Source organism: Trichocoleus sp. DQ-A1, assembly GCF_039961955.1.
Taxonomy (GTDB): Bacteria; Cyanobacteriota; Cyanobacteriia; order Cyanobacteriales; family FACHB-T130; genus FACHB-T130.
In genome coordinates, this window is sequence record NZ_JAMPKE010000019.1 from 62,441 (window position 1) to 74,566 (window position 12,126).

Consider the following 12,126-nt stretch of genomic DNA (forward strand, 5'->3'; position numbering starts at 1 on the left):
TCATCTCTTCTGCACCATTTGGAGAGTGCTGAGGACTTAGGACTGAGGACTGGGGGAAGGATGAAAAACTTCTCCCCATCTCCTCTGCACCGGAAGCGCCTGAAACACCTGAAGCACCTTTGCGTCCTCTGTGATTCGATTTAAAAAAAACCATGATAAAGCAGAAACTTGAGCAACTAAAAACCCTCTTTGCAGAAATGGATCGGGCATTAATTGCCTATTCTGGGGGCGTCGATAGTACCTTGGTTGCCAAGATAGCTTACGACGTTTTGGGCGATCGCGCTTTAGCCGTTACCGCCGTTTCTCCCTCCCTCCTCCCGGAAGAACTCGAAGACGCCCAAATCCAAGCAGCCGCGATTGGAATTGCCCATCAAGTGATACAGACGCACGAAATGGACAATCCTAATTACACCTCGAATCCTGTCAACCGCTGCTATTTTTGTAAAAGCGAACTTCACGACAACCTTAAACCCCTGGCACTTCAACTGGGTTATCCCTATGTTGTAGATGGCGTGAACGCCGACGATTTGGGGGATTATCGTCCGGGAATTCAAGCGGCAAAAGAGAGGGGTGCGCGATCGCCTTTAGCAGAATTAGGCATTACCAAAGCTGAAGTCCGCCAACTTTCTCAACACCTCGGACTTTCCTGGTGGGATAAACCCGCCCAACCTTGCCTAAGTTCCCGCTTCCCCTACGGCGAAGAAATCACCGTCAGCAAACTGCAACGAGTCGGACGAGCAGAAATCTATCTGCGTAAATTAGGATTAAAAAATCTCCGCGTTCGTTCCGAAGGTGATACCGCCAGAATCGAGTTACCGTCAGAACAAATTAAAGAATTTGTTCTTACCACCGATTTATCCACCCTGGTTTCCGCCTTTCAAGAATTCGGCTTTATTTACGTCACCCTCGATTTAGAAGGCTACCGCAGTGGCAAACTCAATCAGGTGTTACCGCTGGCAGTAAAAGCCTAAAATTCTGGCGTTGTACAAAGTTAAGTTGTACAAAGTTAAATAGATTCTAGGGGATGGGGACGTGTCTACCCCCTCAACGCCGATCGAGATTACGATCCCCCATCCTCTCAAAAGTTGCGATCGCTTCTAGCAACTAAATTAGGTTTTAATACAAATCCATCAACAATAATCACTCATGCCATAAGATAGTAGTTTTCTCGCAGCATGGGCACGACGCCTAAGAGTGCGAACAAATGGCATGAAAGCTTCGGCTTTGTCTACATCATCTTCGATCGAGAACGAGCGATCGCTCTGGCAAGCAGAATCAGCTTGTAATCGGGAAGTATTGTACGTCAAAGTCTGACTTCTCAATTTACAACTCAACCAAAAAGTAGGGGTACCTGATTGACGTACCCTTAAAATTGAAATATACGAGGCGAAGTGCGGCGACGATACTACCCGATTATAAGCTTAGGCAAAAAGGCAATTCCAGCCAAACAACGATTCCTCATGAGTTAGCTGTGTGGCAACCAATGGAGGGCAAGGCTAGGGCAATGCATAAACTTTCAGAAATGGTATATTCGACTGTATTTTGGTTAATTTCCGGCTTACTTGTGTGGCTGGTAGTTCTGCCCGCAGCACTCATTACTTTTCCCATTATCTTACTGGGAAAAGTAGTCGAACAGCTACTTTTCAAGATACCTCAACAAAATCTGACAGAGGTCGAAATCCCATTAGAAAATCACTCCGAACAGAAACCTAAAAATGCAGGAGAATCGCTTTTGACTTCGTTGCTCATGACAACGCTTGTGGGAGTGCCTGCTCTACTCGCATCAGCCATTTCTTTGCAGCCAATGAGAGTTATTAAAAGACAACCAGAACTTGCCCCTAAGCCTACGCTACAGCCAACAACAGCACAGACAACCTCATGGATAGAGACTGAGGAAAGTGAAACTTAAACCAACCAGAAAGGCATCAGTGACATTGCCAGACACAGAAAAAATGCTAGTCATCTTATAAATTGGAAAGTCCAGTGTGAGGTACGGAACCCGGCATTTCCTGTATGAGGATGGCACAAAAACGATCTACTCAAAATCTCTTATATTTATTAAAATTTTGTGCAGCAAATTTAAATAACTTACTCAACTATCTAACCATCACCAAGTCAATTTTCCATCTTAGTTGGTTGATTACAGAGCCTTCAGTCATTTTATAATCAGCCAAGGAAAGTATGCGATCGCTCGAAAAAATGGGATTAAAACTTGAAAGCGTCATTCCTTGGGGACGTTCCCTGGCAGAATACATCAGGATGTTCAACTTAACGCCTGACGACCTCCAGTTAAAAATTCTAGATTGTGGCGGTGGCCCTGCCAGCTTCAATATTGAGATGACACGCTTAGGCTACAACGTCATCTCTTGCGATCCGGTGTATCAGTTTTCCAACCACGAAATTCGAGAACGTATCCAGAAAACCTATCAAAAAGTGATTGATGGACTCCAAGCCAACCTCGATAGCTACGTTTGGCAGGAGATCCAGTCACCAGAGGATTTGGGGCAAATCCGGATGTCAGCCATGCAGCAATTTTTAGAAGATTTTCCACAAGGAATTCAACAAGGACGCTATTTAACCGCTGAGTTACCTGTTTTACCCTTCAAGACTCAGCAGTTCGATTTAGCCTTATGCAGTCACTTGTTGTTCACCTATTCGGATTTCTTCTCAGAAGATTTCCACCTCGCCTCCATTGTGGAATTGTGCCGCGTTGCTGCTGCGGTACGGATTTTTCCTCTCTTAAATATTTCTGGAGAGGTGTCGCCAGTCCTTCAGCCAGTAATGGAGAAATTAAAAGCGCAAGGCTACAGTGTAGAAATCCAGCCCGTACCCTACGAATTCCAAAAAGACGGCAATCAAATGTTGCAGATAAAGTCAGTCGTGTAAATATGTACTGCAATCTGTCGCTCCTTTGAACCTAGATGATTCAAGAAGGCGAAATCCCCGACTTCTTAAAGAAGTCGGGAATCTGAAGGGCTAGTATTTCACAATTTAAATAGGATTGCTGTATATGCCTGCTACACATCATGCAGGTTAGCGGTAATGGATAAAAGGTCATACGATAACGTGAAATGGCATAAGAAACACTTTTTTCTCTAATTACCTATTCCCAAAAACCTATAAGTCGCGCATTTAGAGAGAAATACTCAAAAGGAGATACTATTTTTTCAAAAAAAAAGTTTCAGGGTGTTCTTATTGAAAAGAACACCCTGAATTAGGTTAATTATTTATTTAGCAGCCTTTGATATATCAAATAAAGCTGCTACACCACTATGCAAGCGAGATAATACAAAAAACTAACTCTAGCCGGTTAACTTTAGCTCAAACCTAGCTCAGCGAGGCACCGCTGCGGTCGTAGCTAGAGCGGAAGCTTGGGTGTGGTTGTCCTTGAATGTGATTCCAGTATTCAGATGATTCAACATCTAGACCCACTTCAGCAGCGGCGCGACCCAGCATAGACTGCTGACGGTTCTTGATGAGGTGATGATGACGCATCATGAGGGCGCGAGCTTGTTCTTGAGTAGACATACCAGGTTTCTCCGTACTGCTTCAGTGATGTTTGACTAACTTATTTTCTCTTACCTATTTAATATAACAGAAAATTCTGTATCTAAATTTACAAAATGCTTTTAAAAACAAAACTTTACAAAAAAATTAAGGTTAGGTGCGGCACTCATCCGATAGAGCGATTCTAAATGAGGAAAAAATCGGAATTGCTGATTCCAATTTTGCATAGGGGATAATAGCCAGACGCAGAAACTGTAAAATTTGACAAACATCCTGAAAGTTTAAACGGCTACATCCCCCAAAAGTGTGATTTAGTAGTTGCCTTGGGCAGGCTAAAAGCATCATGGATGATGTGGAGTTCGTGCGCCAATCAAAAACCAAAAGAGACAGCCGACCAGGAGATAAAAAAATGGCTACCCCCTGTCACATTCTTGTAGAAGGCAACCCGGTCATCATCTATGCTTCCCGGAATGGCAGCCCTAAAAAAGTTTTGCCTATCCTCAATCGCTTTTTAGAGAAGTTTTGGCAAGAGAGAGAAACCTGCGGAGAATACTGCGATACACCTGGGTGCTTAGTGGCTCAGATTCTGGTTCGCTTTGGCTACGAGATATGCGAAGATGATTTTTCTAACCTGCGAGTGGGAGTGAATTTTGACTCAGCGGTGGAATACATCTACTGGGTTTCTTTGGATTACAAAGTGAGTATCTGGGTTCCAGAGGTGTCCTACCGCAATAATCCCTCTTTGGGACTGCAAGGCTGTCGCCAGGATCTCGTTTTGAGTACTCTCTAAATACTGCGTGCGCGATCGCACATTTTGTTTGCATTTTATTATTTGCACTCCTCACCCCCATTCCTGACCTGGCTGCACGCCAGATAACAGCGAAAACGACTAATCTGTATACAGATGGATAAGACCCACAAACTCACAAATGTGGGCTTTCTTCAGCCGATTTTGATAAGCAGATAACTATCTAGCCGCCTAAAAGATACACATATTATGTTCGACGCACTTGCTGAACGCTTAGAATCTGCCTGGAAAAGCCTGCGGGGTCAGGACAAAATTTCCCAATCCAACATTCAAGATGCCCTGAAGGAGGTGCGTCGCGCTTTATTGGAGGCGGATGTCAATCTCCAGGTCGTCAAAGATTTTATTGCCGATGTTGAAACCAAGGCACAGGGAGCCGAGGTCGTTTCTGGGGTGCGCCCCGACCAGCAGTTCATCAAAATTGTCTACGATGAGCTAGTCCAGGTGATGGGGGAAACTAACGTCCCCCTGGCTTCAGTAGATAAGCCTCCCACGATTGTACTGATGGCTGGGTTGCAGGGAACGGGTAAAACCACAGCTACAGCAAAGCTAGCTTTGTACCTACGCAAGCAAAATCGCAGTACCTTGCTAGTAGCAACCGACATCTATCGCCCAGCCGCCATCGATCAGCTGGTGACGCTGGGACAGCAAATTGAGGTGCCAGTGTTTGAACTCGGCACCAATGCTAACCCGGTAGAGATTGCGCGGCAAGGGGTTGAGCGAGCCAAGGCAGACGGCATCGATACAGTCATTATTGATACTGCCGGACGCCTCCAGATTGACCAGGACATGATGGCGGAATTAGCCCGCATCAAACAAACCGTCCAGCCGCACGAGACGCTGCTGGTGGTCGATGCCATGACCGGGCAAGAAGCGGCAAATCTCACCCGAACTTTCCACGAACAAATCGGGATCACGGGTGCCATTTTGACGAAGCTGGATGGCGATAGTCGCGGCGGTGCAGCGCTATCAGTGCGACGGATTTCCGGTCAGCCGATTAAATTTGTCGGCGTTGGAGAAAAAGTCGAGGCGCTGCAACCGTTTTATCCAGAGCGCATGGCTTCCCGAATTCTGGGTATGGGAGACGTGATCTCCTTTGTGGAAAAAGCCCAGGAGGAAATAGACCTGGCAGATGCCGAGAAGATGCAGGAAAAAATGCTCTCGGCTAAGTTTGACTTCAGCGATTTTCTCAAGCAGATGCGGCTGCTGAAGAATATGGGTTCTCTGGGGGGAATCCTGAAGATGATTCCAGGGATGAATAAGATTTCTGACGAACAGCTGCGCCAAGGAGAAACCCAGCTAAAGCGGGCTGAGGCGATGATTAATTCCATGACGAAGGAAGAACGCCAAAACCCAGACTTATTAGCGAAGTCTCCCAGTCGTCGTCGCCGGATTGCTCGCGGTGCTGGCTATCAGGAGACGGATGTCAGCAAGCTGGTAACTGATTTCACAAAAATGAGAACCGTCATGCAGCAAATGGGTCAAGGCGGTTTCCCCGGTATGCCCGGAATGGGCGGTATGCCCGGAATGGGTGGTGGCAATCGTCCTTCTCAAGCCGGTTGGCGGGGCTACGCCCAAGGAAGTCCCGGCAAGAAAAAGAAAAAGGAGAAAAAGAAGAAAGGCTTCGGCACTCTCTAGCTGGAACCGTTAATCCAATTAGCTTTTAGCTTGGAGGGGTAGAACTTGATGCCAAAAAATGGTACAATCAATGACTCTGCGTCTAAAGTCTAAAAGCTAATCGCTAAAGAGCTGATAGCTTAAAATCCAAACAGGAACATTCTTCATCAACATGATCAAACTGCGATTAAAGAGATACGGCAAAAAGCGGGAAGCTAGCTACCGGATTGTGGTAATGCAAAGCACTTCCCGCCGCGATGGGCGTCCTTTGGAAGAACTGGGCTTTTACAACCCCAGAACCGATGAAGTCAGACTAAAGGTGCCAGAAATCCAACTGCGCCTCCAACAGGGAGCGCAACCTACGCCAACGGTGCGCCGGATTCTTCAAAAAGCTAATGTCTTGGAACAAGTCAGTGCCCCAACTACCGCATGAGTCCGAGTTGGATTCCCCAGATTCAACCAGCCAGCCTGTAAGGTCATCCCACGGGAGTTCCCTACCGGATTATGCTGCTCTGGTGAAATTTTTGGTGCAGCCGTTTTTAGAATCACCAAAATTGCTGAGCGTGGACTGCGAAATGTCGCAGGGAAATACTAAAGCGTGGGTGCGGCTGGCTTTTGAAGGCGAAGATAAGGGACGAGTTTTTGGTCGGGGAGGACGTAATATTCAGGCAATTCGGACGGTGATTGAAGCGGCTGCGAAAGCTGCCAATCAATCTGTCTACCTGGACATCTATGGGAGTTCGGCGCGATCGCTTGAAAGTACGTCAGGAAGTCCAGAAGTTGCGAAAAAAGATCCACCCCGCCGGTCTTCCCCAGTATCTGCTCCCAAATTCCGCTCCCGTTAAAACTTTAGACGGTTAGCATTGAGGAGGTGATGGATCGCCTCCGATTATGAATATCTCCTAAGTAAATCGCCTGTTATCTTTGGCAAAGGGGGCTATCAGTTTAGTATTGGCACTAACCAAAAGCTAGGGTTGATGGTTAACTTAAGCAAAAAACAGCGAGTGGCTGCAAGTCCGTTTGGTTGAACACAAGTTGATTAACTCGGCGAGAAGATGCAATCAACCAGAAAATCTAGCGATGCGGAATTTTCTGGGGTTAAATCTTGCCAACGGTACGAAAAGCCGAGTATTCGTCGAAAGCGGAAGCCTCCCGTCAGCGCCTACGCTCTCATTGAGGATCTGTAGCCAATTAAATTGGGACGCCTGAGCTGTTATGGAAAGTCATATATCGGGCGTCTTTTCGCATCAAAGGGACGGATTTTACTAATTAATTCCGTCCTCTCACCGACGAATGCTGTAAACTCGCCCATAATATTACGATGACCGAGGCATTTAAAACAATACATCTACCAAATGCTAATAGCGCGATCGCTTTAGCAGGCGATCGCGAAGAAAACCTCAAAACCCTGGCAAAAACGACTGGCGCAGTTCTAGTGTTGCGGGGTCAAGAACTGATGGTTTCTGGGACTCCTAAACAAGTAGACCGCACCAACGATCTGGTGAACGCCCTCAAACCTTTCTGGAAAGACGGGAAGCGGATCTCCAAAGTAGATATCCGCACGGCTTGCCAAGCCCTGGATACGGGACGCCAGGTGGAATGGCAAGCAATGCAAGAGGAAGTTCTAGCACGAAACCGTCGCGGCGAAGAAATTCGAGCTAAAACATTTCCTCAGTTGCAGTATATCCAAGCAGTACGCACCCACGACCTCACCTTCTGCATTGGCCCAGCAGGTACCGGCAAAACCTACCTAGCAGCCGTTCTGGCAGTTCAGGCGCTGCTTTCCGATCAGTACGAACGACTGATTCTCACCCGTCCAGCAGTGGAAGCTGGGGAAAAATTGGGCTTTTTGCCTGGGGACTTACAGCAGAAAATTGACCCGTTTCTGCGTCCCCTTTATGACGCGCTCTATGAATTTATCGATACAGATAAAATTCCTAGTTTGATGGAACGCGGGGTGATTGAAGTTGCTCCCCTGGCTTATATGCGGGGTCGAACTCTCAACAACTCCTTTGTAATTGTGGATGAAGCCCAGAACACCACCCCAGCACAGATGAAAATGGTGCTGACTCGCCTAGGGTTTCGTTCTCGCATGGTTGTCACGGGTGACATTACCCAGACCGATTTACCACTCAACCAACAATCTGGGTTAGCCGTTGCCCAAAAAATTCTCCAACGGGTTGAAGGCATTGCCTTCTGCAATCTCTCCAAAACTGATGTTGTCCGCAATCCGTTAGTTGAGCGAATTGTAGCGGCATACGAAAATGATGCGTTGTGAGGGATGAGTGAGGAGAACTCTTCGGATTTTCTAACCAGGAGAATGTCGGTTCGCAAACTATTTGAAAATTTGCTCGCAGTTCTCTACCCAAACAATCAGGGAAGAAGTTCTCGAATGCGTGCGTCGAGACTAAAGATAAAACTAGAAAATTTTGCCTTTTTCAGCAGCTGATAGAGGTAAAAAAAGTAAAAGAATGAACGATACCACAGTGCTATTTCGTCCGGTGGGTCAAAAAGAGCTAGATTTAATCGGAGAAAGCGGCTACACTGCCTTTCCACCTCGGCTTCCCTACCAACCGATATTTTATCCAGTGCTAACTGAGGCGTATGCCGTGCAGATTGCTAGAGATTGGAATACGAAAGATGAAGCTTCTGGCTATGTAGGTTATGTCACCCGCTTTTATGTCAAAACGGAATTTCTAGCACAGTATGACGTGCAGACGGTGGGTAGTTCTCAACACCAAGAGTATTGGATACCGGCGGAGGATTTAGCCGAGTTCAACCGGAATATTGTTGGGAAGATAGAAGCGATCGCTAAATTTCAACCCAAACCAGAAACCGCATCATAAAATGTTTTTGTCTTAGCAGATACGACCTCGCTTCCCTGCGGCTGAGTGACCCACAGGGTTGCTCCCCACCCATCTTTCATCCACAGGTTCCGAAGCTAGCTGATAACGGCTATCTGAAGAAAGCCGAATTTGCTGGGAGTGGTTATCTAAGCTGGCATGAATTGTAAACATACCGAAAATCAAAACATCTCCAGCTTTGAAATCGGCGGTTAGCCAACGTCCTCCGTATTTTTTTCGCAGAGAAACTGGTTTTTTTGATAACGCCCCATTCCACCACTTTTCACCCGATGCATACAATTGGGCAGTCTTTCGGTTGGAACAATAATTATCTACATCCTTGCGCCCATAATCGTTTTTAATCCTTTCCAGACGATGCGAGTTTTCTAAAATTATCAACCCTCCCATCTCCAGAGATACGTCGCCCAACGGTGTCCAAGTTGTGTAAAGGTCATGAGTTCCCCGTCCCATGTATACGATATCGCAATGGGCATAAGTACCATGACCGGGGGCAACTGCCCTTAACCAGGTGTAATCAAAAGGTCGAACATCTCTGCCTAAAAAAACTTGATAAAATTCCATCATTCGACCCGAATAAAGCAGTTTTTTAATTGCCTGACTTTGGGCTGCTAAATCGGGTCTAAAATGCATTTTCAATCCCGGCTTTGCCACGCATTCTAGAATCGGGTGTCCGGGTTTGAGACAATCTTCTGCGGCTAAGAGTTCGGCAATTTCCTGACGACTTTGCCAAACTTCTTGGGAATTTAGAAGTGCCGGAAGGTATAAGTAGCCGTCCTGTAGCATCCGCAGGCGCAGTTCATCGGGCTGATTGAGTAAATTTGAAGAATCGATTAAATAACCAAAAGCTTCGCTGCTGCAATCGAGTTCGTAACCTAAAGAAGTGAGGACGGTTTTCTCAGGTAAGAGGATCATCACTCAGTATTTAAAGTTGCTATTCTCACATCTTATTCTCGTTATCAGGCAGCAGCCCAGGAACGAGAGATGCGAGGCTACTGCCGCCCCAGCGCCAGCGCTCAGACGAACGTTATCAAATCACATAATTGGACAACCCACTTGCTTGAAGGATTGTATTGCTATCCTGTAAGTTAGTTGCCCTGCGCTTGAATCGCCCACTCACTAGAACCATGACCCAGCAACCTACACGCATTTGTATCCTCGGTGGCGGCTTTGGCGGTCTTTACACTGCCCTGCGCTTGAGCCAGTTGCCTTGGGAAAAATCGGAACGTCCGGAAATTGTCCTGGTGGATCGAGATGACCGCTTTTTGTTCACGCCGCTGCTGTATGAACTACTCACCGGGGAACTGCAAACTTGGGAAATTGCTCCACCGTTTCAAGAGATTTTAGCGAACACGGGTGTGCGCTTCTGTCAGGGTGTTGTGGCTGGAATAGATATTCAGGAAAAACTGGTACATTTGCATGATGGCCCTGCCTTCTCCTACGATCGCTTGGTGTTAGCCCTGGGTGGAGAGACGCCCCTAGATATGGTGCCGGGGGCGGCTGAATATGCGTTTCCTTTCCGGACGATTGCTCACGCCTACCGCTTGGAAGAACGGCTGAGAATTTTGGAAGAGTCGGAAACGGATAAGATTCGCATCGCCATTGTGGGGGCGGGTTATTGTGGGGTTGAATTGGCTTGCAAGTTGGCGGATCGCCTTGGCGAACGAGGTCGCATCCGGTTAATTGAACAAGCTGATATGATTCTCCGGACATCGCCAGATTTTAACCGGGAAGCGGCGCGAAAAGCTTTGGAAGAAAGGGGCGTGTGGATTGATTTGGACACGGCAGTGGAGTCGATGTCACCGACTACGATCTCGCTAGTGTACAAAGCACAGGTAGACCCAATCCCAGTGGATTTGGTGCTGTGGACGGTGGGAACCCAAATGGCAGAGGCGGTGCGATCGCTCGAACTCAAACACAATCAACGCGGTCAAATTACCACTACGCCGACTCTACAAGTGGTTGACTATCCAGAAATCTTTGCCCTTGGCGACCTTTCGGACGCTCGCGACGCTGACGGTCAGCAAATACCGGCAACTGCCCAGTCTGCCTTCCAGCAATCAGATTATACTGCCTGGAATATCTGGGCGTCGCTAACCGGGCGTCCTTTGCTTCCCTTCCGCTATCAGAGTTTCGGCGAAATCATGACCTTGGGGACGGATAACGCCACTTTCACCGGCATGGGAGTAAAGCTGGATGGTTCCCTTGCCTATCTCTTCCGGCGTCTGGCATATCTGTATCGGATGCCAACGCTCAACCATCAGTTGAAAGTCGGATTCAATTGGATTGCCCAACCTTTGTTGGAAATGTTCTCGAAGTAATCCGGAATGAGGGGTCATCGGCTTGGAGTCAAAGGTGGGCAATGCCCACTTATACAGTTTCACTATATTTATCTCTTAGATTCTCATGTAGGGGCGCGAGGCTTTGTCTCGTGCCCTTACGTTTAGGAAGGAATTGAGGAAGGAATTGACACTCCCACGGCTTTAGGGAAGTAGAGCGGTGGGAGCATCAATACTGAGATAGGATTTATGACATGATGATGAATCTAATCGGTGGTTTTGTTGGGTTTGCGATCTTGAGATGGAACGCTAAGGTAGCATGAAGCGCCCCAAAGTTATTTTTCTCGATGCCGTGGGCACCATGTTTGGTGTAAGAGGTAGTGTAGGAGAGGCGTATAGCGCGATCGCTAGTCGGTTTGGCGTTCAAGTCTCTGCTGAGGTGGTGAATCCAGCCTTTTACCAAAGCTTTAAAGCCGCACCGCCGCCAGTTTTTCCAAGCGCAGAACCCCAAGAAATCCCGGATCGGGAATTTGAGTGGTGGAAAGCGATCGCGCTTTCTACATTTGGACAAGTTGGCGTCTTGCCCAAATTTTCTAACTTTCCGAGTTTTTTTAACGAACTCTACGCCTACTTTTCCACTGCTGAACCTTGGTTTGTTTATCCCGATGTTCTTACAGCTTTGGAAAAATGGCGGGAAATGGAGATTGAGCTGGGTGTATTGTCAAATTTCGATTCCCGCATCTACTCGGTTTTGCAATCACTGAATTTAATTGAATTTTTTACCTCTGTCACCATTTCCTCGGAAATCGGTGCTGCCAAACCCAATCCCAAAATTTTTGCCGCTGCGTTGGAGAAACATAACTGTTCGCCTGAGGAAGCATGGCACATTGGCGACAGTCATAAAGAGGACTATCAAGGAGCAAAAGCAGCTGGACTCAAGGGCATTTTTTTAAAGCGCACTGAGTAGAGGGTTGGGACATGATGTAACAGTGTAGTTGTGGCAGCGAAAAGCCACGTATAGCGCGATACGGCCAGCGATCGTTTCTCTCAAGTGCTA

The 12,126-nt window shown here is 47.2% G+C and carries 14 protein-coding genes; 11 read left to right on the forward strand and 3 right to left on the reverse strand.

The annotated features are described in order from the left end of the window. Positions 1-152: 152 nt before the first annotated feature. A complete protein-coding gene (gene larE / locus NDI33_RS17915) occupies positions 153-971 on the forward strand; it encodes an ATP-dependent sacrificial sulfur transferase LarE (protein WP_190529883.1) in 819 nt (272 codons plus the stop codon). Between the two features lie 159 nt (positions 972-1,130). Here larE and NDI33_RS17920 read toward each other — a convergent pair whose 3' ends face one another. Next, positions 1,131-1,307 (reverse strand): hypothetical protein, encoded by a 177-nt coding sequence (locus NDI33_RS17920; protein ID WP_190673353.1) that lies wholly within the window; start codon positions 1,305-1,307, stop codon positions 1,131-1,133. A 197-nt stretch (positions 1,308-1,504) separates the two neighbouring features. On the opposite strand from NDI33_RS17920, the gene NDI33_RS17925 reads away from it, so the two are divergent. Next, positions 1,505-1,909, forward strand: a complete 405-nt coding sequence (locus NDI33_RS17925) for a hypothetical protein (protein WP_348245654.1) — start codon at positions 1,505-1,507, stop codon at positions 1,907-1,909. Positions 1,910-2,199: 290 nt separating this feature from the next. After that, positions 2,200-2,886, forward strand: coding sequence for an SAM-dependent methyltransferase (locus NDI33_RS17930; RefSeq protein ID WP_190673434.1), 687 nt, complete (start codon positions 2,200-2,202; stop codon positions 2,884-2,886). Between the two features lie 441 nt (positions 2,887-3,327). Here the strand turns inward: NDI33_RS17930 and NDI33_RS17935 are convergent, their stop codons facing one another. Further along, positions 3,328-3,528 carry a hypothetical protein gene (locus NDI33_RS17935; protein ID WP_190413235.1) on the reverse strand — a complete coding sequence of 67 codons (201 nt, stop codon included), beginning with the start codon at positions 3,526-3,528 and terminating at the stop codon, positions 3,328-3,330. 388 nt (positions 3,529-3,916) lie between these two features. On the opposite strand from NDI33_RS17935, the gene NDI33_RS17940 reads away from it, so the two are divergent. From NDI33_RS17940 to NDI33_RS17965, 6 genes are all read left to right on the forward strand, one after another. Next, positions 3,917-4,297: a histidine kinase gene (locus NDI33_RS17940; protein ID WP_190430189.1), complete on the forward strand. Its 381-nt coding sequence runs from the start codon at positions 3,917-3,919 to the stop codon at positions 4,295-4,297. A 207-nt stretch (positions 4,298-4,504) separates the two neighbouring features. After that, entirely contained in the window at positions 4,505-5,950 is a 1,446-nt protein-coding gene (gene ffh / locus NDI33_RS17945; RefSeq protein WP_190430190.1) for a signal recognition particle protein, read from the forward strand. A 151-nt stretch (positions 5,951-6,101) separates the two neighbouring features. Further along, positions 6,102-6,362, forward strand: a complete 261-nt coding sequence (gene rpsP, locus NDI33_RS17950; RefSeq protein ID WP_190533223.1) for a 30S ribosomal protein S16 — start codon at positions 6,102-6,104, stop codon at positions 6,360-6,362. Beyond that, on the forward strand, positions 6,325-6,774 hold the full coding sequence (locus NDI33_RS17955; protein WP_190413227.1) for a KH domain-containing protein: 450 nt from the start codon (positions 6,325-6,327) through the stop codon (positions 6,772-6,774). The genes rpsP and NDI33_RS17955 overlap by 38 nt, the downstream gene beginning before the upstream one ends. A 476-nt stretch (positions 6,775-7,250) precedes the next feature. After that, a complete protein-coding gene (locus NDI33_RS17960) occupies positions 7,251-8,207 on the forward strand; it encodes a PhoH family protein (protein ID WP_190437647.1) in 957 nt (318 codons plus the stop codon). A 193-nt stretch (positions 8,208-8,400) separates the two neighbouring features. Continuing rightward, on the forward strand, positions 8,401-8,775 hold the full coding sequence (locus NDI33_RS17965; protein WP_190529875.1) for a hypothetical protein: 375 nt from the start codon (positions 8,401-8,403) through the stop codon (positions 8,773-8,775). 12 nt (positions 8,776-8,787) lie between these two features. On the opposite strand, the gene NDI33_RS17970 is transcribed toward NDI33_RS17965, so the two are convergent. Beyond that, entirely contained in the window at positions 8,788-9,705 is a 918-nt protein-coding gene (locus tag NDI33_RS17970) for a phytanoyl-CoA dioxygenase family protein (protein WP_190673360.1), read from the reverse strand. A 212-nt stretch (positions 9,706-9,917) separates the two neighbouring features. Here NDI33_RS17970 and NDI33_RS17975 point away from each other — a divergent pair, with 212 nt between their 5' ends. After that, positions 9,918-11,111: an NAD(P)/FAD-dependent oxidoreductase gene (locus NDI33_RS17975; RefSeq protein WP_190673362.1), complete on the forward strand. Its 1,194-nt coding sequence runs from the start codon at positions 9,918-9,920 to the stop codon at positions 11,109-11,111. 277 nt (positions 11,112-11,388) lie between these two features. After that, a complete protein-coding gene (locus NDI33_RS17980; RefSeq protein ID WP_190667499.1) occupies positions 11,389-12,036 on the forward strand; it encodes an HAD family hydrolase in 648 nt (215 codons plus the stop codon). Positions 12,037-12,126: the final 90 nt, after the last annotated feature.